This window comes from Stutzerimonas stutzeri, assembly GCF_002909485.1.
GTDB lineage: Bacteria > Pseudomonadota > Gammaproteobacteria > Pseudomonadales > Pseudomonadaceae > Stutzerimonas > Stutzerimonas stutzeri_AH.
Genome location: NZ_PPXG01000006.1, coordinates 45,640 through 65,925, shown reverse-complemented (window position 1 = coordinate 65,925; position 20,286 = coordinate 45,640). Strand labels below are relative to the sequence as shown.

Here is a 20,286-nt window from a genome sequence, read left to right as displayed (position 1 = left end):
GATTCCTCAGAGGAAATTCAGCAGGCCAGCGGGCAGCAACAGATCGAAGGCCTCGCGGAACAGCAGGTAGATGACGATGGAGGTGACAAGCGCGATGCCCGCATAGGGCAGGTGGCGGATCTTGCGATCCACCGGCGTCAGCACGATGAACTGCAGGTACAGGTAGAGCGTGGTCATGATGGGGAAGCCAATCGGCCCCAGCAGTACGACATAAAGCAGGATCAGGCCAAGGGTCTTGAGCACCGTCAGCGGCTCGGTAACGGTTGGCTTGGGCTGGTCCGGCGTATCGCTGCTGCTCTCTGCAGCCTGCGCGTGGCGGGCAAAAGCGCTCAGGGTCTGCAGCAGGCCCAGCAGGCATAGCAGGATGGCCAGCAGGGTGGGCACGGTGGCGGCATCGATGCCGTCGTGGCCAGGTACGCGGTAGGCCATCACCAGATAGGCAATGCTGGCGCCGAGCATGGCCACGCCGATGATCAGTTCTTTCTTGTTCGCAGTGGTCATGGCAAACCTCCGTACGCGAAGAGGAGCGGCCAGCCGGTCCGTTCAGTCGGCTGGCGCTGCGTCGGGTTTATTTCTTGGCTTTGCGCAGCTCGTCCTTGAACTGCATGAAATCCTCGCGGGTCTTGGCCAGGATCGCCTTTGACTCCTCGGTACCGAAGTAGGCCACCGGCTGCTTGAACTTCTTCAGGTCCTCGGCGTATTCGGGGATCTCAGTGATCTGCTTCATCAGGTCGGCCATCTTCTTAACGATTGCCGGGTCGGTGCCCTTCGGAAAGGCGACCACGTAGGGCTTGTCCATGGTGATATCCAGGCCCTGCTCCTTGAGTGTCGGCACGTCGCCGAGCAACGGGTTGCGCTCGTCGTTGGGCTGGCCGAGGGCGACCATCTGCCCACCACTGACGTAATCCTGTACCGATCCATAGGTGATCGCACCGAGGTCGAGACGACCACCGAGCATGCCCACCACGCGATCAGCGACCGTTCCGCCATCGACCATCTTCAGCTTGGTGTCGGTCAGTTTCTCCAGCATCAGCCCCTGCACATGGGAGAAGCTGCCCATCTCGGTGCCGTAGGTGATGCTGCCCGGCTTGGCCTTCGACTTGTCGATCAGGTCCTGCATGCTGGTCACGCCGGACTGCTTGGAGGCGACGAACACGGTGCTCTTGTCGACACCGGCGATGCAGGACACATCGAAGGTCTCGTAGCTGTCCTCGGTGAGGCCGGCCACCTCGTTGACGATCAGCTGACCCGGGTGGGTGAAGAGGATGGTGTTGCCGTCCGCTGCTGCGCCCTTGACCTGCTCGGCCGCCAGGGTGCCGCCGCCGCCGGCGATGTTGGTCACCACCATGCTCTTGCCGGTGATCTGATTGAAATACTTGGCCATGGTGCGGGCGTTGAAGTCGGTGTCGCCGCCGGGGTTGGCGATCACCACCACCTGCACGGGGCGGGTCGGCCATTTCACATCGGCGGCCATCGTGGTGGAGGCGGCAGCGAGACCGGCAATGCCGACGAGGGCGGAAAGCAGGGAGGCGCGGAATATTGTTTTCATTGGAGTTCTCCGGGTTTGGGCTGCGGGTTCAGGTATTGCGGCCGAGGCTGGGTTTCTTCGGGTCATAGGTCCAGCCAGGCATCAGGTAACGCATCGCCATGGCGTCGTCGCGCGCGCCGCTGGCGACCTTCTTGTACAACTCGTGGGCGGCCATGATCCGGTCCATGTCCGGCTCGATGCCCAGGCCCGGGCGCTCGGGCACGCGGACCTGGCCGCCGACGATCTGCAGTGGCTCGCGGGTCAGGCGCTCCTGGCCTTCCTGCCAAATCCAGTGGGTGTCGATGGCGGTGATGCGCCCCGGTGCAGCGGCCGCGGCATGGGTGAACATGGCCAGCGAGACATCGAAATGGTTGTTCGAATGCGAGCCCCAGGTCAGGCCGAACTGCTCGCACATCTGCGCCAGGCGCACCGAGCCCTGCATGGTCCAGAAATGCGGGTCGGCGAGCGGGATGTCGACCGACTCCAGGCGCAGCGAGTGGCCCATCTGCCGCCAGTCGGTGGCGACCATGTTGGTGGCGGTGGGAATGCCGGTGGCGCGCTTGAACTCGGCCATGATCTCGCGGCCGGAATAGCCGCTCTCCGGGCCGCAGGGGTCCTCGGCGTAGGCCAGCAGGTGACCCTGGCCCTTGCACAGGGCGATGGCCTCGTCCAGCGACCAGGCGCCGTTGGGGTCGAGGGTGACGCGGGCATCGGGGAAGCGCGCCTTGATCGCGGCGATCGCCTGCATCTCCTCCGCGCCGCGCATCACCCCGCCCTTGAGCTTGAAGTCGGCGAAGCCGTAGCGCGCATGCGCGGCCTCGGCCAGGCGGGCGACCGCGTCCGGGGTCAGCGCCTGCTGATGGCGCAGGTGGTACCAGGCCTCACCGGTGCTGGCCAGGTAGGGCAGGTCGGTGCGCTGGCGATCACCGATATAGAAGAGGTAGGCGAGCATCGGCACCGCGTCGCGCTGCTGGCCGCTACCCAGCAGCTCGGCCACCGGCACGTCGAGGTGCTGGCCGAGGAGGTCGAGCAGCGCGGCCTCGACCGCGGTGATCACGTTGTCCAGGCGCAGGTTGATCTCGTGCGGCTGGCGCAGCACGGCGGCCTCGGCTTCGGAGGTCACCTCGTGGCGGGTTGCTTGCGGCGTACCGGCGACGTTGCCGGCGATGGCGCTGCGCAGGCTGTTGAGCGTGCGGTTGTAAAGGCCGATCGGCTGGCCGATGACCAGCGGCCGGCAGCGCTCCAGCGCCTGGAGGATGCCTTCGCCACCCGGCACTTCGCCGACGCCGGTGTTGCCGGCATTGTCGGTGAGCAGCACCAGGTTGCGGGTGAAGTAGGGGGCGTGGGCGCCGCAGAGGTTGAGCAGCATGCTGTCGTGGCCGGCCACCGGGATGACCTGCATGCTCTGGACGCGGGGTGTTGCACTGAACGACTGGCTCATTGTGCGCGGCCTCCGCTGCAGGCGAGGCGAGCGACCGGGGTGGGCGCTGTGCGCGCATCTGCCGAGGCAGCGCGGCGGATGGCGTTGTTGGCAGCCAGCGGCTGCGCAGGGGACGGGCAATTGCGGAACATGTCCGGGGCCTCGCTATTGTTATTGTGGTCATAGGTCGTCGTACGACTATGGAAGATTTTTTACAGTTCGCTACGTCACCTGTCAAACGAAATCATCAGTGCATTTAGCTGGGTTGGCTGCAGCTGCTTATGCCTTTTAAGCTGCCGCACTCATGGTGATCGACCTGGCCGGGCGAGTGAAAGGCAGAAAGCTTTCATTCAGCTTTCAGTGTTGAAGAAAATGCGCAGAAAAAACGATTGGACTATTTGTAGTTGTACGATAACGTATCTCAAGGCTCATGCCCTTGTACCTCTTCAACATGCATTCAGGATGCTCGAATAATGAACCCACAAGAATTGAAGGCCATCCTCTCTTCCGGCCTGCTGTCATTCCCGGTCACCGACTTCGACGCGCAGGGCGACTTCAATCGCGCCGGCTACGTCAAGCGCCTGGAATGGCTCGGCCCCTACGGTGCCTCGGCGCTGTTCGCTGCCGGTGGCACCGGCGAGTTCTTCTCGCTGGAGCCGCGCGAGTACAGCGAGATCATCAAGACCGCCGTTGATACCTGCGCCGGCACCGTGCCGATTCTCGCCGGCGTCGGTGGTCCGACCCGCCTGGCCATTCAGATGGCGCAGGAAGCCGAGCGCCTGGGTGCCAAGGGTCTGCTGCTGCTGCCGCACTACCTCACCGAGGCCAGCCAGGAAGGCGTCGCCCTGCATGTCGAGCAGGTTTGCAAGTCGGTGAACATCGGCGTGGTGGTCTACAACCGCAACGTCTGCCGCCTGACCGCGACGCACCTGGAGCAGTTGGCCGAGCGCTGCCCGAACCTGATCGGCTACAAGGATGGTCTGGGCGACATCGAACTGATGGTGTCGATCCGCCGCCGCCTCGGCGATCGCTTCAGCTACCTCGGCGGCCTGCCGACCGCGGAAGTCTATGCCGCCGCCTACAAGGCGCTGGGCGTGCCGGTTTATTCCTCGGCGGTGTTCAACTTCATTCCGAAGACCGCCATGGACTTCTACAAGGCCATTGCCCGCGAGGATCACGAAACCGTTGGCAAGCTGATCGACGATTTCTTCCTGCCGTACCTGGACATCCGCATTCGCTGCAAGGGCTACGCGGTCAGCATCGTCAAGGCCGGCGCACGCATTTCCGGCTACGACGCCGGCCCGGTGCGCGCGCCGCTGACCGAGCTGAAGCCCGACGAGTACGAGCGCCTGGCGGTGCTGATCGAGAAGCAGGGCGCCCAGTAAGCCTTTCCGGAACCGCCCCGGCGCCGCCCTGCGGAATGGCCGCGCCGGGCATCATCAGAGGACACTTTGCATGGCTGACGTACAACGCTACGACAACTACATCGACGGCCAGTGGGTCGGCTCGGATCGCTACCAGGCCAACACCAATCCGTCCGACCTCTCTGACGTGATCGGCGAATACGCCCAGGCCGATGCCGGGCAGGTCGAGCAGGCCATCGCCGCCGCCCGCCGCGCCTTTCCGGCCTGGGCCACCTTCGGCATCCAGGCGCGCGCCGATGCGCTGGAAAAGGTCGGCCTGGAAATCCTCGCCCGCCGTGAAGAGCTCGGCACGCTGCTGGCCCGCGAAGAGGGCAAGACCCTCCCGGAAGCCATCGGCGAAGTCGCCCGTGCCGGCAACATCTTCAAGTACTTCGCCGGCGAATGCCTGCGCCAGGCCGGCGAGACGCTGCAGTCGGTGCGCCCCGGGGTCGGTGTGGAAGTGACTCGCGAACCGCTCGGCGTGATCGGCCTGATCACACCGTGGAACTTCCCCATCGCCATCCCCGCCTGGAAGATCGCTCCGGCGCTGGCCTTCGGCAACTGCGTGGTGATCAAACCGGCCGACCTAGTGCCGGGCTGCGCCTGGGCCATCGCCGAGATCATCTCCCGGGCGGGCTTCCCGGCCGGCGTGTTCAACCTGGTGATGGGCCGCGGCCGTGAAGTCGGCGAGGCCATCGTCAATGCCAAGGATGTCGACGCCGTGAGTTTCACCGGTTCGGTCGGCGTCGGCCGCGGCATCGCCCAGGCCTGCGTGGCGCGCGGCGCCAAGGTGCAGCTGGAGATGGGCGGCAAGAACCCGCAGATCGTACTGGACGACGCCGACCTCAACGTTGCCGTCGAGCTGTGCACCCAGAGCGCCTTCTACTCCACCGGCCAGCGCTGCACGGCCTCGAGCCGCATCATCGTCACCGAAGGCATCTACGACCGCTTCGTCGAGGCGATGGTCGAGCGTATCAGCAAGATCAAGGTCGGTTCGGCGCTGGAGCAGGGCGTGGACGTCGGTCCGGTGGTGTCCGAGGCCCAGCTGGAGCAGGACCTGCGCTACATCGAGATCGGCAAGCAGGAAGGCGCACGCCTGGCCTGCGGCGGCGAGCGGGTGACCTGCGGCACCGAGGGCTACTTCCTGGCGCCGACGCTGTTCGTCGACAGCAACCCGAACATGCGCATCAGCCGCGAGGAAATCTTCGGCCCGGTGGCCAACGTGGTGAAGGTCAAGGACTACGACGAAGCGCTGGCGATGGCCAACGACACCGAGTTCGGCCTGTCCGCCGGCATCTGCACCACCTCGCTGAAGTACGCCAACCACTTCAAACGTCACGCCCAGGCCGGCATGGTGATGATCAACCTGCCGACCGCCGGAGTGGATTACCACGTGCCGTTCGGCGGCCGCAAAGGCTCTTCCTATGGCCCGCGCGAACAGGGTCGCTACGCCCAGGAGTTCTACACCACGGTGAAGACCACCTACATCGGTTGAGGTGAAAGCCGGCCGAAAGGCCAGGCTGCGAGACTGTGTCACGGCGCCCCGCGCGGGCGCCGCATCCCCGACAAGAACAACAGAGGGACACCCATGACCATTGCCGCAACGGGCACGCCCCGCATTACCGAACTCACCGTCGTGCCCGTCGCCGGGCAGGACAGCATGCTGATGAACCTCAGCGGCGCCCACGGGCCCTGGTTTACCCGCAACGTTCTTATCCTCAAGGACAGCGCAGGGCGCGTCGGCGTCGGCGAAGTGCCGGGCGGCGAAGCCATTCGCCAGACCCTGGAAGACGCCCGAGCTCTGATGGTTGGTGAACCGATCGGCCAGTACAAGCTGCTGCTCGAACGTGCCCGGCGCGCCTTCGCCGACCGCGATTCCGGCGGCCGCGGTCTGCAGACCTTCGACCTGCGCATCGCCATTCATGCCGTTACCGCGCTGGAGTCGGCGCTGCTCGACCTGCTTGGCCAGCACCTTGAGGTGCCGGTCGCCGCACTGCTCGGTGACGGCCAGCAGCGCGACGAAGTGGAGATGCTCGGCTACCTGTTCTTTATCGGCGACCGCAACAGGACCGACCTTGGCTACCGTGACGAAACCAGCGCCGACGACGCCTGGTTCCGCGCGCGCAACGAGGAGGCGATGACGCCGGAGCGCATCGTCCGCCAGGCCGAAGCAGCGTACGAGCGCTACGGCTTCAAGGACTTCAAGCTCAAGGGCGGCGTGCTGCGCGGCGAAGAGGAAGTCGAGGCGATCCGCGCCCTGGCAGCGCGCTTTACTGATGCGCGCGTAACACTGGACCCCAACGGCGCCTGGTCGCTGGACGAGGCCATCGGCCTGTGTCGCGACCTGCACGGCGTGCTGGCCTATGCCGAGGACCCCTGCGGAGCCGAGAACGGCTATTCCGGCCGCGAGGTGATGGCCGAATTCCGTCGCGCCACCGGCCTGCCGACTGCGACCAACATGATCGCCACCGACTGGCGGCAGATGAGCCACACGGTACAGCTGAACTCGGTGGACATCCCACTGGCCGATCCGCATTTCTGGACCATGGCCGGCTCCGTGCGCGTGGCGCAGATGTGCAGCGACTTCGGGCTGACCTGGGGTTCGCATTCGAACAACCACTTCGATATTTCACTGGCGATGTTCACCCACGTCGCCGCCGCCGCGCCGGGCCGCGTCACCGCCATCGACACCCACTGGATCTGGCAGGACGGGCAGCACCTGACCCTCGACCCGCTGAAGATCGTCGGCGGCAAGGTCGCGGTGCCGCAGAAGCCGGGGCTGGGCGTCGAGTTGGACTGGGATGCCTTGCGCAAGGCGCATGCGATGTACAAGGAAAAAGGCCTGGGCGCCCGTGACGACGCCATCGCCATGCAATACCTGATCCCCAACTGGACCTTCAACAACAAGAAGCCCTGCATGGTGCGCTAAGCCTTTTTTGAGGGACGACTTTGCGCCGTTTTTTCATAGCGGCCCTGGCGCCCAGCATTTCGGCAGACCTTCTCGTCGTAGGGTGGGCTTCAGCCCACCGGGTGCGGTGCTACGAAATAGCGCTGGTCGTCGGCGACATGGCGGTGGGCTAAAGCCCACCCTACGGAGCTACGAAGAACGAACGATGCCAGAACAACAACCGGACTGACCCGGAGCGAAACATGAGCGAAACCGTGCAACTGATTCCCCACCAGGATTCCCCGCGCTGCATCCGCTTGAACGAGGCGGACAATGTGGCTGTGGTGGTCAATGACGGCGGCGTGCCGGCTGGCGCCCGTTTCGAGGACGGCCTGATCACCGTCGAGGCGGTGCCGCAGAGCCATAAGGTGGCGCTCGTCGATATCGGCGAAGGCGAGGCGGTGCGCCGTTACGGGCAAATCATCGGTTATGCCCTCGAACCCATTCGCCGCGGCAGTTGGGTCAAGGAAACTCAGCTGAAGATGCCCAGCGCACCGCCGCTGGACAGCCTGCCGCGCGCTACCGCCGTGCCGGACAAGCTCGCGCCGCTGGAGGGCTATACCTTCGAAGGCTATCGCAATGCCGACGGCACGGTTGGCACGCGCAACATCCTCGGCATCAGCACCACCGTGCAGTGCGTCACCGGCGTGCTGGAACACGGGGTCAAGCGCATCCGCGACGAGCTGTTGCCCGAGTACCCGAACGTCGATGACGTGGTCGCGCTGACCCACAGCTACGGCTGCGGTGTGGCGATCAATGCGCGCGACGCTTACATCCCGATCCGCACCGTGCGCAACCTGGCGCGCAACCCCAATCTCGGTGGCGAGGCACTGGTGATCAGCCTCGGCTGCGAAAAGCTGCAGGCCGAGCAGGTGATGCACGAGGGCGATCCCTCGGTGGACCTGCGTGATCCCTGGCTATACCGCCTGCAGGAGTCGAAGACCGGTTTTGGCGAGATGATCGAACAGATCATGGCCTTGGCCGAAACCCGCCTGAAGAAGCTCGACCAGCGCCGTCGCGAAACGGTGCCGGCCTGCGAGCTGATCCTCGGCATGCAGTGCGGTGGCAGTGACGCCTTTTCGGGCATCACCGCCAACCCGATGTTGGGTTATGCCTCCGACCTCTTGGTGCGTGCCGGTGCCACGGTGATGTTCAGTGAGAACACCGAGGTTCGTGACGCGGTTTACATGCTCACTGCCCGCGCGGAAACGCCGGAGGTCGCCGACGCGCTGATTGCCGAGATGGACTGGTACGACCGCTATCTGGAGCGCGGCGCCGCCGATCGCAGCGCCAACACCACGCCCGGTAACAAGAAGGGCGGGTTGTCGAATATCGTCGAGAAATCCCTCGGTTCCATCGTCAAGTCCGGTAGCAGCGCCATCAACGGTGTGGTCGGCCCAGGCGAGCGGGTCGAGCGCAAGGGCCTGCTGTTCTGCGCAACGCCGGCCTCGGACTTTGTTTGCGGCACGCTGCAGCTCGCCGCTGGGATGAACCTGCATGTGTTCACTACCGGTCGCGGCACGCCTTATGGGCTGGCAATGGCACCTGTGGTCAAGGTGTCCACGCGCACCGAACTGGCCGAACGCTGGCCGGACCTGATCGATGTCGACGCCGGCCGCATCGCCAGCGGCCGTAGCAGCATCGAAGAACTCGGCTGGGAGCTGTTCCATTACTACCTGGATGTCGCCAGCGGTCGCCAGCGGACCTGGGCCGAACGACACAAGCTGCACAACGACATCGTGTTGTTCAACCCGGCACCCATCACCTGAGTCGGACAAGCCTCCCCATCTGCTGCAACCGTGCCTCTGCAGGCCCCAGCGGGCAGGTTGCAGCAGATGGGCAAGGTTATATCTTCTAAATAGAAACATTTATCAATATCATGCGCGTTCTCATCAAACAACAAGGTAGAACCCCATGAGTCGCGTTGTCGCTCCGCCTCCGTTTTCGTTGCGCCCGCTGGTGCTGGGCCTGCCAGTGCTGGTCGCCTGCTTTGCCGTCGAGGCTCAGGAAGCGGTCGAGCTCGAAGCGCAGCAGATCACCGCACCTCGCGAGACCGAGCGCGGCAATGGTCCGGTCCAGGGCTATGTCGCCAAGCGTAGCGTCAGCGCCACCAAGACCGACACGCCGATCATCGAGACTCCGCAGTCGATCAGCGTGATCACCGCCGACCGCATCCGCGACCAGGGCTCGCTGACCATCCAGGATTCGCTGCGCTACGTTGCCGGTATGCGTGGCGAGGCTTATGGCTTGGACAGCCGCGGCGATTCGGCACTGATACGTGGCACATCGCCGGGCATCTTTCTCGACGGCTTGCAGAAGAGTGTGGGCTACTACAACGATACCCGCACGGATCCTTACACCCTTGAGAGGGTCGAGGTATTGAAGGGGCCTTCCTCGATGCTCTACGGGCAAAGCCCGGTTGGCGGCCTGCTCAATTTCGTCAGCAAGCGTCCGCAAGCTGAGCAGAAAAGCGAGCTGCAGCTGCAATACGGCAGCTTCGACCGCAAGCAGATCGCCTTCGACAGCACCGGTCCGCTGGATGATGAAGGCACATTGCTCTACCGCGTGGTGGCGATCCAGCGCGACAGCCAGACCCAGGTCGACCACACCAAGGACAACCGCCTGCTGTTCATGCCGTCGCTGACCTGGCGGCCCAACGAGCAGTTCGAATGGACGCTGATGGCCAACGTGCAGAAGGACGACGGCGGCACCACCAGCTCCTTCCTGCCGCACCGTGGCACCGTGCTTGGCGCGCCGTATGGGCGGGTCAGTAGCGAGCGCTTCGTTAGCGAGCCGGGCTTCGATGAGTACGACAGCGAGCAGAAAGCGTTGACCTCGCAGATGACCTGGCGCCTGGACGATACCTGGACGTTGCGGCAGAACCTGCGCTGGCAGAAGAGCAAGGTCAGCTACCAGACGATGTACGGTTGGCCGTTCGGGTTGAACACGGATGACCGCACCATCAATCGCGTTTACTCGGTTAGCAAGCCTGAAGTGACCATCTGGAACGCTGACCACCAGGCAGAGTCCCGCTTCGATACCGGCGCACTGCAGCACACCGCACTGGTGGGCATCGACTACCAGCACTCCGTCACCGACAGCCGGAGCGCATTCGGTTTGGCGACGCCGTTGGATGTCTACTCGCCGGTTTACGGCACCTTCGACCCCTCGGTGATTAGCCTCGCTGATGAGCCACAACAGCGTGTCGGGCAAAAGGGGCTGTATGTGCAGGATCAGGTCCGTTATCAGAACTGGTTGATGACGCTCGGGCTGCGCAAGGACTGGACCGACACCCGCGTCGAGAATGGCGCGCGGCAGGAAGACGATGCAGTCACCGGTAGAGTGGGGCTGACCTATCTGTTCGACAATGGAGTTGCGCCGTATATCAGCTACAGCGAGTCATTCTCGCCAATCATTGGCCTGAACCCGGACACCCTGCAATCGTACAAACCCGTTGAGGGCGAGCAGTGGGAGCTCGGCGTGAAATACCAGCCGGCTGGCAGTAACACCTTGCTGACTGCCGCGGTGTTCGACCTGCGTGAGAAAAATCGTCAGATAGCCGGAGCGACGGCCCGCGGTAGTGCTCAGGCCGGTGAGACTCAGGTCAAAGGCTTAGAGCTTGAAGGCTTGGTGGAGCTCACGCCCGATTGGAATCTGATCGCCAACTACACCTACCTCGACAGCGAAACGATCAAGGGCGGGGCTGAACAGGAGGGTAAGCGGATCGAAAGCGTGCCCGAACACATGGCCTCGCTATGGTCGCAGCACCGCTTCAGCATCGCCGGCATTCCCGGCTTCAGTGCCGGCGCCGGTGTGCGTTACGTCGGCGCCAGCTGGGATGGCACGGACAGCCTGAAGACGCCGTCGACCACGCTGTTCGACGCCATGCTCGGCTACGCCTACCAGGACTGGTCGCTCACCCTCAATGCCACCAACCTGGAGGACGAGACCTACTACACCACCTGTCTGTCACGCGGCGACTGCTTCACCGGCAACCGCCGCACGCTGACCGCGACCGCGAGCTACAGCTTTTGAGCGCCGCTGAGCCAAGCGCCGTGTACCGGCCTGCAAGGGAGGATTCAAGGTGAGTCGCTACCTATCCATCAACCGCTGGAACATCGCGTCGCGCGTGCTCGCGGCGCTGGTCGGCGGTTACGCGGTCGCCTACGCGGTGACCGCCTTTCTCGCGGTCTATCTGCCGCTTACACGGCCTGATCGTGTGGTGTTTTCCAGCCTGGCGAGCTTCGCCGTGTGGACGGCCGTGGTGATCTACGTGTTCGCTGCCCGCAGTGCCACGCGGGTATGGCTGCTGATTGTCGGCCTGACCGCAGTGCTGTGCCTGGCCGCATTCCTTTCCGGCGACTGGAGGGTTCGTCCATGAAACTGCGCCAAAGTATGGCCGGGTTACACACATGGGGCGGGCTGCTGCCGAGCTGGCTGCTCTTTGTGATCATCTTCGCCGGCACCGTTGCCTGCTTCGACAAGGAACTCACACGCTGGATGCGCCCCGCGCTGCACGACGGCGTGGTATCGAGCCTGGGAGCGGACGACGTACGCGGCTGGTTGCAGCAGAACGTCAGCGATGAGCTGCATGCCTTCTGGATGCACGGCCCCACCGAACGTGAACCTTACTGGCGGCTCGGCTGGGAGGTGGATGGCACCGAGACGATCCATAATGTTGCCTTCGATCCGCGTAGTGCACAGGCCACGCCCATGCCGGAAACCGTGGGCGGCGAGTTCTTCTTCAAGTTGCACTACAACCTGCACGCGGGCGACATCGGCATGTATATCGTTGGCCTGGCCGGCATGTTCATGCTCGTCGCGCTGGTGTCGGGGGTGATTATTCATCGGCGGATATTCAAGGATTTCTTCACCCTCAGGCCCAAGGCCAACGGCCAGCGTGCATGGCTTGATGCGCACAACCTGTTCGGCGTGGTGGGATTTCCATTCCATCTGGTGCTGGCCTACACCGGCGTGGCGATCTTCGTCGCGTCCTATATGCCGGCTGCCGCCCAGGTGAGCTACTCCGGCAACGTCGTGCAGTACTTCGGTGAGGTGATGGGCAGCTATCACCGTGATGAGCTGCACCAGCCGGCTGCAAAACCGACCTCGTTGGATGCGTTGATTGCCGAATCGCGCCAGCAGTGGGGCGGCGGCGAGGTGGGCTGGGTCAGCGTGCATCACCCCGATGACGCCTCGGCAGTTGTGGACATCCGTCGCCGGGACCGCTCGCGCATCGGCTCACCGCAGGACACCCTGACCTATGACGCCGCCAGCGGCGAACTGCTCAATCGTCAGGATGCATCCACCGGCTATCGCGCCTACCTCTGGCTGGCCGGCCTGCATATGGCGCAGTTTGGCGGCACGCTGGTGCGTCTGTTGTACCTGCTGATGGGGCTTGCCGGGTGCGCCATGCTGGTGGGCGGGCTGAAGGTCTGGGTGGCCAAGCGTGAGCAGCGCGGGGACAGGAGCCTGGTCTGGGTGCGCGCGTTGAACGCCTCGGTTTTCGCCGGCCTGCCGCTGGCCAGCCTGGCGCTGCTGTGGGGCAATCGCCTGATCCCAGGCACCTTCGCCGAACGCGCAGTAGCCGAGGGCTGGGTGTTCGTCGGTGCCTGGTTGCTAGCTGTGCTCTGGGCTGTGTTGCGTCGCCTGCAAAGCCGCCGCCTGCTGCGCGAACAACTGCTGCTCGGTGCCGTGCTCGCCCTTGGATTGCCACTGATCAACGGGCTGACTTCCGAAGGGCACCTGATCGCCAGCCTCGGCCGTGGCGACTGGGTGTTGGCATCGGTTGATCTATTCATGATCGTCGCAGGGTTGGTGTGTGCCGCCTGCGCCTGGCGCCTGAACGCAGCGCCAGCCCCCGCCGCGGTGCGTAGCCGGGCAACCCGAGCACAGGAGGCGTGAACGTGTTGTTATTGGCTTTGGCCCTGGCTTATCTGGGTATGACGCTGCTCTGCCTGGCCATGAACCGCCACCGTGGCGTGCTGCTTCGCGCCAGTACACGTCTTCCGGGCGCGGCGATCATTCGTTCACTGGCAGCGGGCTGCTTCGGCTTCGCCCTGTGGCTGTGCATCAACACTCAGGGCGGCGAGATCGGGACGGTGATCTGGCTTTGCCTGGTGATGCTCTCCGGCTTGTTGCTGGTGCTGCTGCTGGCGTGGCGTTCGCGTTGGGTGTTGCCGGCCGCGCCACTTCTGGCAGTGTGCGGCGTATTGCAGGGAGTGCTCTAACAACCCAACGGGCGGCACCGGTCGTGCGGCTCGCCAACTAGCAGAGGAAAATCGATGACCTGCATTCTTCAGATGGGCCCGCTAACCGAGCGATTTCAGCAGCGCCTGGACGGCCACGAAGTACTAAGGTACTGGCAAGGCGATGCCGAAGCGCTGCTCGCCAAGCATGCCGAGCGCATCGAGATCATGGTTACCTCTGCTCGATTTGGCTGCCCGGCCTCACTGCTCGAACGGCTGCCCAGGTTGAAAGCCATCTGCAGCTTCGGTGTCGGCTATGACTCCATTGCGGTGGAGGCCGCCAGGGCGCGGGGCATCCCGGTAAGCAACACTCCCGACGTACTCAACGACTGCGTGGCCGATCTGGCCTTCGGTCTGATCATTGACTGCGCCCGGCAGCTCGCTCAGGGCGACCGTTTCGTTCGAGAGGGCCGTTGGGCGGATGGCAATCTCGGCCTCGGCCGTAGGGTTAGTGGCAAACGCCTGGGCATCGTTGGGCTGGGGCGCATCGGCGAGGCGGTTGCCAAGCGTTCGACGGGCTTCGATATGTCGGTGCGTTATCACAACCGCCGGCCGGTTGCGGGTAGCCCGTTTCAATACGAGGCAGATCTGCACGCGCTCGCGCGCTGGTCTGATTTCCTGGTCCTTACCTGTCCGGGCGGGCCACAGACGCACAATCTGATCGACCGTGCAGTGCTCGACGCGCTGGGTGCAACGGGCATTCTGATCAACGTGGCGCGAGGATCGGTGGTGGACGAGCCGGCATTGGTCGCCGCGTTGCAGGAAGGGCGGCTCGGTGGCGCCGGGCTGGATGTCTTTGCCGACGAGCCCAGGGTGCCCGCTGCACTCTGTGAACTGCCCAATGTCGTGCTGCTACCGCATATCGGTAGCGCCACCCATGAAACCCGCGGGGCCATGGAGGATCTGCTGTTGGACAACCTGGACTGCTTTCTACGTGAAGGAAGGCTGCTGACGCCGGTCTAAGCGTGGCCGCAGCCGCAAGCTGTGGCGGGCTGTGGCGGGCTGTGGGTGCGAACACTGCAGCTCCGAAGGCGTGGAGCTGCCTCATCCCCGAGCAGCATCGCTCCGCAGCGGGGCGCACCAGATAGGGAGAAGGCATGGCTACCTCTGACCAGGTTCACCTCGACCACGCAGGATTCCGGCTATCGGTCTGCCCGGCGTTGGGCGGCGCCATCACTCGTTTCGCTCTGGGTGATTTCGATCTGCTGCGGCCTTGGGACGGCATCGAGCAAGTGCGCCGTGCGAGCTGTTTCGTGTTGGCGCCGTACTCCAATCGCATTGCCGATGGGATGTTCCAAATGCACGGTGAACAGTACCGGTTGCGTCTGAACTCACCGGAGCACGCCCTGCCAATTCACGGCGTGGGCTGGAAGCGTCGGTGGATCGTGGCAGCGCACGAGCCCGATCGCCTCCTGCTGACACTGCAGCATCGGGCCGAAGGCGACGCCCTGCAGGATTGGCCGTTTTCCTTCGATATCGAGCACGAGCTCGGGCTTGACGAGCAGGGCGCCTGGCTGCGCCTGACGCTGACTAACCGTAGCGATGGCGTCATGCCGACCGGCCTTGGCTGGCACCCGTACTTCCCGCGGCATAATGGCGTGACGCTGGGCTTTACCGCCAAGCAGGTCTGGTTGAGTGATGAGCAGCAGCTGCCGCACCAGGCCGTCAACCTGCCGCCACGCTGGGACTTTCGGCAGGCGCGGGAGCTGGCCGAGCCCGAGCTCGATCACTGCTTCAGTGGCTGGGATGCTAAGGCGACACTGCGGTGGCCCACCGCTGGCGTCACGCTGCAGATCGAGGCGGACCCGTCGATGACGCACCTGGTGGTCTACACGCCGCCGGCCGCGCAGGGCTTGTTCGCCGTGGAGCCGGTTTCCCACCTCAACAATGCGCTGAATCAGGCCGACCCCATCGAGCACGGTGTGGTTGATCTGCAGCCAGGTGAGTCGCTGCAGCGTCACTGCCGCTTGCGTGTTACGCGCAGCTGAGGGCAGACGAAAAAAGGCCCGTCAGAAGACGGGCCAAAGATTTATCGCAACCGGAGCGAGGAGGGTTGCGTACTGCGCTACCGCTTACAGCAGAGACAGCGGGTAGTTGAAGATCAGGCGGTTCTCATCGAACTCGTTGGTGCTGAAGTCGCGACGGATGCTGGAGTTGCGCCATTTGACGTTGAGGTTCTTGAGCGGCCCGCTCTGCACGGTGTAGGCAAGCTCCGACTCGCGACCCCATTCCTTGCCATCATCCACGCCACCGGCTTCGATGCGATCACCGCTGATGTAGCGGTTCATGATGGTCAGCCCCGGAACACCCATGCCGGCAAAGTTGTAGTCATGGCGCAGCTGCCAGGAGCGTTCGTTGGGGTTGTCGTAACTGGAGTTGAACGAGTCGTTGGCCAGGGTGCCGCCACTGGTGCCATTGACGCGCATCCAACCATTGTCGCCGCTGACTTTCTGCAGGCCGACATAGAAGGTGTTGCCCCCTACCTGCAAGCCGAACAGACCGGAGTAGGTCTTGTTGTCGAGGTCGCCGACCAGCGCGCTGCCTTCTTCCTTGCCGGTGAAGTAGCCGAGGTTGGCGGTCAGCGCCATGTTTTCGCCTAGCGGCTGGGTATGCAGGAGCTGGAAGTAGTTCTGCTGGTAGATGTCTTCCAGGCGCGCGTGCCAGGCACCGACCTTGGTTTTGGCGCCGAGGTCGTACTCGCCACCGACGAAATTGAAGCGGTCAGATGTGACACCGCCAAAGCCCTGCAGAAACATGTCATCCATGCTGCCGTCGTCGCGTGGGCTGTTCTGCCGCATCTGGCCACCATAGAGCGCCAGGCCATTGATCTCCTTGGAGGTGATCATGCCGCCCTGGAAGGTCTGTGGCAGCGAGCGGCCGTCATCCGAGCGCAGGATCGGCAATACCACCATCCACTCACCGACACGCACTTCGGTCTCGGACAGCTTGGCCTTGGCCGCGACTGCAACGCGGGCGAAATCATCCGGCGGATGGCGATCGCCCGGTGCGCCATGTACCGGCAGCAGACCGGTGCCGTAGGTACCGCCGCCGCCATCGAGCTTGACGGCCAACAGGCCCAGCGCATCCACGCCGAAACCGACCGGGCCGGGCGTGTAGCCGGACTGGAAGTTGAGGATGAAGCTCTGTGTCCATTCCTCACCCTTGCTCTGGGCGTAGTCGGGGTCGACGAAGTTACGGTTGATGTAGAAGTTGCGCAGGTTCAGTGAAAGCTTCGCGTCGTCGACGAAACCTTCGGCTTGCGCACCGCTTACGAAGCCGAGTGATGCGAGGGTCATACAACCGCCAGCGAACAGCGCGACGGACGAGGGGGTGCGTGGGGTCATTATTGTTGTGCTCCCTTGCTTGATGGGCCGCCCCGGTGTGGCCACCGTGGGGGCGGTGGTCTATGCCTGATGGCAAGTCTAATGACGTCAGTTGTCATATGACTGCAGGCATTATGGACACGGCTTCGCGCTTGTCAATGTCGCCTAAAGTCGAAAGAAGGGATGGCCTACGGCAAATAAGACGGGCCTCTGGTTAGGTCCGTGCTGTATTCCATGGGTGCCGGCAGCGCAAACACCTGGTGCTCTTGGTGTTCGCTGCCAAGGGGGAGATCACTCGCAGATAGACGAGTGATCGTATGACTCATGGGCGGCGATAGGGAGAGGTTGCTGCTGGGGAAAGATCGAATGTGCCTTTCTCGACGAAGCGCTGGGTGCCGAACAGACCGCCGGCGAGCTTGCCACGCAATACGTAGGGCACCTCGTCGAGGCCTATATGCTCGGCCAACCCCAGTGCCTGGCGCGCGGCAGAGAAAGCCGAGATGGTCACCGGTACGCTGAGTACGCTCTCGCCGAAGCGTGGCACCGTGCCGCGCTGGTCGCTGACGCCGCTGGCCAGTCGGCGACCGTTGACCTCCAGGTCCAGCGCTACGCCGTTGTAATCGATGGCGGCCTCGTTGGGGTTCTGCAGGCGCAGCCGGACCATGAAGCGCAACTCCAGACCTTCGCCCTGCAGCGGCTGGATGCCGGCGACCTGAACGTTCAGCGGGTCGCGTGGCGAGAAGGCGGCGCAGGCGCCCAGTGCGGATGCAAGCAGGGCGATCAGCAGCAGGCGCAGCGGTCGGTGAAGCGTGGCAAATATGTGCACTCAGGATTTCCTGTCGAGGTTCTTGATGCCCTGCAGCAGCTCTATGGGCAGCGGAAAGACGATGGTAGAGCTCTTGTCGCTGGCGATGTTGCTCAGCGTCTGCATATAGCGCAGCTGCATGGCGCCCGATTGCCGGCCGAGCATCTCGGCGGCCTGCATCAGCTTCTCCGAAGCCTGCAGCTCGCCCTCTGCATGAATGACCTTGGCGCGCCGCTCGCGTTCCGCTTCGGCTTGGCGGGCAATGGCGCGAACCATGGATTCGTCGAGGTCGACGTGCTTGATCTCGACGTTGGCCACCTTGATGCCCCAGGCGTCGGTCTGTGCGTCCAGTACCTGCTGGATGTCGGTGTTGAGCTGCTCGCGTTCTGCCAGCATGTCGTCCAGTTCGTGCTTGCCGAGCACCGCGCGCAAGGTGGTTTGCGCCAGCTGGCTGGTCGCCGAGTGGTAGTCCTCGACCTCGATGATCGCTTTCTGCGCATCGAGGACGCGGTAATACACCACCGCATTGACCTTCACCGAAACGTTATCGCGGGAGATTACGTCCTGCGTCGGCACGTCCAGCACCAGTGTGCGCAGGTCGACCCGCACCATCTGCTGCACGCCGGGGATGATCAGAATCAGCCCTGGCCCCTTGACCTTCCAGAAGCGTCCGAGCATGAACACCACCCCGCGCTCGTACTCGCGCAAAATGCGAAACGCCGAGGCGAGCGCACCTACCAGCAATACCAACAGCACCAGAAAACTCATTTCATAACCCATGGTTCAGCTCCTCTCGATTGGTTGACGACGGTGGCGCGACTTCCAGTTGCAGGCCGTGGCGGGCGATCACCTGCACTTGCTGGCCGACCTGCAGTGCAGTAGCGCTGCGCACCTGCCAGTTCTCGCCGTGCAGGTGCACCCAGCCGCTGTGCGAATTCTGTGACGGCACTGCATCGACCTGCACCAGGCTGCCGATCAGTGCGCTGTCGCCGCTGACCAGCCGCTGGCGCCTTGCCTTCAACGCCATGGCGACGAGGGCGAATACCAGCAGGGCGCTGATGACTCCCAGCGGCACTATCAATGAGAGCGGTATGCCAAAGCCGGGTACCTCGGTGTCGATCAGGATCACCGCGCCAGCGACGAACGCCGCGACCCCGCCGATGCCGAGTACGCCGAAACTGGGCAGAAAGCCCTCGGCAACCATGAAGGCGATGCCAAGCAGGATCAGCGCTACCCCGGCGTAGTTCACCGGCAGCAGCTGCAGCGCATACAGGGCGAGGATCAGGCAGATGCCGCCGAGCACGCCGCCGGCGCCTATCCCGGGATTGGAAAATTCGAGAATCAGCCCGTAGATGCCGATCATCATCAGGATCAGCGCGACACTCGGATTGGTGATCACCGCCAGCAGGCGCACCCGCCAGTCCGGTGCATGTTCGATCAGCTGCGCAGCGGCGGTGCTCAGGCTGACTTCACCATCGATGGTGGCGAGCGTCTTGCCGTCCAGCTGGCGCAGCAGATCGGCTGCATCGCGCGCCAGGTAGTCGATCACCTTGAGCTCCAGTGCTTCGCTGGCCGACAGACTGACCGCTTCGCGAACCGCCTGCTCGGCCCATTCGACGTTGCGTTCGCGCAGCTGGGCGAGACCGCGGATATAGGCTGCGGCATCGTTGACCTGCTTGCGGCTCATGGCATCGCCGGGCTTTTGCGTGTCCTCATCCTTGTCGCCCTTGGGCTGCTCGGCTGGAGCGCCGGGCATGCCGCCACCGATCTGCACCGGTGTCGCAGCGCCGAGATTGGTGCCCGGCGCCATCGCCGCGACATGGCTGGCATAGAGCATGTAGGTACCGGCGCTGGCCGCACGGGCGCCGCTGGGGGTGACATAGGTGGCCACCGGAATCGGGCTGGCGAGAATCGCCTTGATGATCGCGCGCATCGACACGTCCAGCCCGCCAGGAGTGTCCAGCTCAAGTACCACCAGCTGCGCGCCCTCTTTGCCGGCATGTTCGAGGCCCCGCAGGACGTAGTCGGCGCTGGCCGGGCCGATGGCGCCATCTACCCGCAGCAGCGTCACCGGTGCCGCGGCGAGTACCGGACCCGCCACTAACAGCAGCAGGGCCAGCATCCGGCGCAATAGGCGCATGGAGCGGGGCATGGCATTCTCCTCGGGCAGCGCAGGGGTACTGCCTGTCCCTCTGAGCGTAGACGACCGGTCCGGCTGCGTCGGTTGCTGCGCGGGTATGCCACGCCGGCGCCGCACCGGCACTGAACTCTGGCGCAGGTTTCCGTCTCACACTTGCAGCTTGGCAGTATCCGCGAAGAATGAAGGAGTTAGCCGAGATGGTGATCGTTCACCCGCCCGTTCAAAGATCAACGGTCAAGCCGAAGCAACTGAGGAATGGAGCTGACTGATGCCCGCATCGCGCAGTAAAACCGTCGAGAAGATGATGGGCGCCGTGCGCTGGATCGGCTTCGGCGCCTGCTCGCTGGCGGCGGTCGGCTATGCCGCCATCGGCAACTACAACATGGCTGGTGCGATGCTGGCGTTGGCGGTGCTTTCCTGGATCAATATCCGCCGCAAGCGCGGACCACGGCCGCCCCGCGCCTGAGCGGCG

The 20,286-nt window shown here is 64.0% G+C and carries 18 protein-coding genes; 11 read left to right on the top strand and 7 right to left on the bottom strand.

Going from position 1 to position 20,286, the window contains the following annotated elements; all coding sequences use genetic code 11:
- Positions 1 to 6: 6 nt before the first annotated feature.
- The 3 genes from CXK91_RS15155 to CXK91_RS15145 form a co-directional block, all read right to left on the bottom strand.
- Entirely contained in the window at positions 7 to 501 is a 495-nt protein-coding gene (locus tag CXK91_RS15155; protein ID WP_103456950.1) for a tripartite tricarboxylate transporter TctB family protein, read from the bottom strand.
- Between the two features lie 67 nt (positions 502 to 568).
- Complete coding sequence (locus tag CXK91_RS15150) at positions 569 to 1,549, bottom strand: tripartite tricarboxylate transporter substrate binding protein (protein WP_103456949.1); 981 nt, start codon at positions 1,547 to 1,549, stop codon at positions 569 to 571.
- A gap of 28 nt (positions 1,550 to 1,577) precedes the next feature.
- The gene (locus CXK91_RS15145) at positions 1,578 to 2,969 is read right to left on the bottom strand and encodes an enolase C-terminal domain-like protein (RefSeq protein WP_103456948.1); all 1,392 of its coding nucleotides are present in this window, start codon (positions 2,967 to 2,969) and stop codon (positions 1,578 to 1,580) included.
- Between the two features lie 452 nt (positions 2,970 to 3,421).
- Here CXK91_RS15145 and kdgD point away from each other — a divergent pair, with 452 nt between their 5' ends.
- The 10 genes from kdgD to CXK91_RS15095 all read left to right on the top strand — a co-directional run bounded on the left by kdgD (position 3,422) and on the right by CXK91_RS15095 (position 15,534).
- Positions 3,422 to 4,333: a 5-dehydro-4-deoxyglucarate dehydratase gene (gene kdgD / locus CXK91_RS15140; RefSeq protein ID WP_103456947.1), complete on the top strand. Its 912-nt coding sequence runs from the start codon at positions 3,422 to 3,424 to the stop codon at positions 4,331 to 4,333.
- A gap of 70 nt (positions 4,334 to 4,403) precedes the next feature.
- Complete coding sequence (locus CXK91_RS15135) at positions 4,404 to 5,846, top strand: aldehyde dehydrogenase family protein (protein WP_103456946.1); 1,443 nt, start codon at positions 4,404 to 4,406, stop codon at positions 5,844 to 5,846.
- Between the two features lie 93 nt (positions 5,847 to 5,939).
- The gene (gene gudD / locus CXK91_RS15130; protein ID WP_103456945.1) at positions 5,940 to 7,280 is read left to right on the top strand and encodes a glucarate dehydratase; all 1,341 of its coding nucleotides are present in this window, start codon (positions 5,940 to 5,942) and stop codon (positions 7,278 to 7,280) included.
- Positions 7,281 to 7,513: 233 nt separating this feature from the next.
- On the top strand, positions 7,514 to 9,067 hold the full coding sequence (gene garD, locus CXK91_RS15125) for a galactarate dehydratase (RefSeq protein WP_103457175.1): 1,554 nt from the start codon (positions 7,514 to 7,516) through the stop codon (positions 9,065 to 9,067).
- 145 nt (positions 9,068 to 9,212) lie between these two features.
- A complete protein-coding gene (locus CXK91_RS15120; protein WP_103456944.1) occupies positions 9,213 to 11,333 on the top strand; it encodes a TonB-dependent siderophore receptor in 2,121 nt (706 codons plus the stop codon).
- A gap of 49 nt (positions 11,334 to 11,382) precedes the next feature.
- Positions 11,383 to 11,679, top strand: a complete 297-nt coding sequence (locus CXK91_RS15115) for a DUF3649 domain-containing protein (protein ID WP_103456943.1) — start codon at positions 11,383 to 11,385, stop codon at positions 11,677 to 11,679.
- Positions 11,676 to 13,202 carry a PepSY-associated TM helix domain-containing protein gene (locus CXK91_RS15110; RefSeq protein ID WP_103456942.1) on the top strand — a complete coding sequence of 509 codons (1,527 nt, stop codon included), beginning with the start codon at positions 11,676 to 11,678 and terminating at the stop codon, positions 13,200 to 13,202. The genes CXK91_RS15115 and CXK91_RS15110 overlap by 4 nt, the downstream gene beginning before the upstream one ends.
- Before the next feature lie 2 nt (positions 13,203 to 13,204).
- On the top strand, positions 13,205 to 13,528 hold the full coding sequence (locus CXK91_RS15105) for a DUF3325 domain-containing protein (protein ID WP_103456941.1): 324 nt from the start codon (positions 13,205 to 13,207) through the stop codon (positions 13,526 to 13,528).
- Positions 13,529 to 13,582: 54 nt separating this feature from the next.
- Positions 13,583 to 14,509, top strand: coding sequence for a 2-hydroxyacid dehydrogenase (locus CXK91_RS15100; RefSeq protein ID WP_103456940.1), 927 nt, complete (start codon positions 13,583 to 13,585; stop codon positions 14,507 to 14,509).
- Positions 14,510 to 14,643: 134 nt separating this feature from the next.
- Positions 14,644 to 15,534, top strand: a complete 891-nt coding sequence (locus CXK91_RS15095; RefSeq protein WP_103456939.1) for an aldose 1-epimerase — start codon at positions 14,644 to 14,646, stop codon at positions 15,532 to 15,534.
- Between the two features lie 84 nt (positions 15,535 to 15,618).
- Here the strand turns inward: CXK91_RS15095 and CXK91_RS15090 are convergent, their stop codons facing one another.
- The 4 genes from CXK91_RS15090 to CXK91_RS15075 all read right to left on the bottom strand — a co-directional run bounded on the left by CXK91_RS15090 (position 15,619) and on the right by CXK91_RS15075 (position 19,826).
- Positions 15,619 to 16,890, bottom strand: coding sequence for an OprD family porin (locus CXK91_RS15090; protein ID WP_103456938.1), 1,272 nt, complete (start codon positions 16,888 to 16,890; stop codon positions 15,619 to 15,621).
- Positions 16,891 to 17,191: 301 nt separating this feature from the next.
- Positions 17,192 to 17,695 (bottom strand): LEA type 2 family protein, encoded by a 504-nt coding sequence (locus CXK91_RS15085; protein ID WP_103456937.1) that lies wholly within the window; start codon positions 17,693 to 17,695, stop codon positions 17,192 to 17,194.
- A complete protein-coding gene (locus CXK91_RS15080) occupies positions 17,696 to 18,454 on the bottom strand; it encodes a slipin family protein (RefSeq protein ID WP_103456936.1) in 759 nt (252 codons plus the stop codon).
- Positions 18,444 to 19,826, bottom strand: coding sequence for an NfeD family protein (locus CXK91_RS15075; protein WP_103456935.1), 1,383 nt, complete (start codon positions 19,824 to 19,826; stop codon positions 18,444 to 18,446). Before CXK91_RS15075 ends, CXK91_RS15080 begins: the two co-directional genes overlap by 11 nt.
- Positions 19,827 to 20,082: 256 nt before the next feature.
- Between CXK91_RS15075 and CXK91_RS15070 the strand changes: the two genes are divergently transcribed.
- A complete protein-coding gene (locus CXK91_RS15070) occupies positions 20,083 to 20,280 on the top strand; it encodes a hypothetical protein (protein ID WP_103456934.1) in 198 nt (65 codons plus the stop codon).
- Positions 20,281 to 20,286 lie beyond the last annotated feature (6 nt).

What these genes read in the sequence shown, in the direction of transcription:
- CXK91_RS15155 (WP_103456950.1), bottom strand. Translation starts at nt 501, where the DNA reads ATGACCACTGCGAACAAGAAAGAACTGATCATCGGCGTGGCCATGCTC.
- CXK91_RS15150 (WP_103456949.1), bottom strand. Translation starts at nt 1,549, where the DNA reads ATGAAAACAATATTCCGCGCCTCCCTGCTTTCCGCCCTCGTCGGCATT.
- CXK91_RS15145 (WP_103456948.1), bottom strand. Translation starts at nt 2,969, where the DNA reads ATGAGCCAGTCGTTCAGTGCAACACCCCGCGTCCAGAGCATGCAGGTC.
- kdgD (WP_103456947.1), top strand. Translation starts at nt 3,422, where the DNA reads ATGAACCCACAAGAATTGAAGGCCATCCTCTCTTCCGGCCTGCTGTCA.
- CXK91_RS15135 (WP_103456946.1), top strand. Translation starts at nt 4,404, where the DNA reads ATGGCTGACGTACAACGCTACGACAACTACATCGACGGCCAGTGGGTC.
- gudD (WP_103456945.1), top strand. Translation starts at nt 5,940, where the DNA reads ATGACCATTGCCGCAACGGGCACGCCCCGCATTACCGAACTCACCGTC.
- CXK91_RS15120 (WP_103456944.1), top strand. Translation starts at nt 9,213, where the DNA reads ATGAGTCGCGTTGTCGCTCCGCCTCCGTTTTCGTTGCGCCCGCTGGTG.
- CXK91_RS15110 (WP_103456942.1), top strand. Translation starts at nt 11,676, where the DNA reads ATGAAACTGCGCCAAAGTATGGCCGGGTTACACACATGGGGCGGGCTG.
- CXK91_RS15100 (WP_103456940.1), top strand. Translation starts at nt 13,583, where the DNA reads ATGACCTGCATTCTTCAGATGGGCCCGCTAACCGAGCGATTTCAGCAG.
- CXK91_RS15095 (WP_103456939.1), top strand. Translation starts at nt 14,644, where the DNA reads ATGGCTACCTCTGACCAGGTTCACCTCGACCACGCAGGATTCCGGCTA.
- CXK91_RS15090 (WP_103456938.1), bottom strand. Translation starts at nt 16,890, where the DNA reads ATGACCCCACGCACCCCCTCGTCCGTCGCGCTGTTCGCTGGCGGTTGT.
- CXK91_RS15080 (WP_103456936.1), bottom strand. Translation starts at nt 18,454, where the DNA reads ATGGGTTATGAAATGAGTTTTCTGGTGCTGTTGGTATTGCTGGTAGGT.
- CXK91_RS15075 (WP_103456935.1), bottom strand. Translation starts at nt 19,826, where the DNA reads ATGCCCCGCTCCATGCGCCTATTGCGCCGGATGCTGGCCCTGCTGCTG.
- CXK91_RS15070 (WP_103456934.1), top strand. Translation starts at nt 20,083, where the DNA reads ATGCCCGCATCGCGCAGTAAAACCGTCGAGAAGATGATGGGCGCCGTG.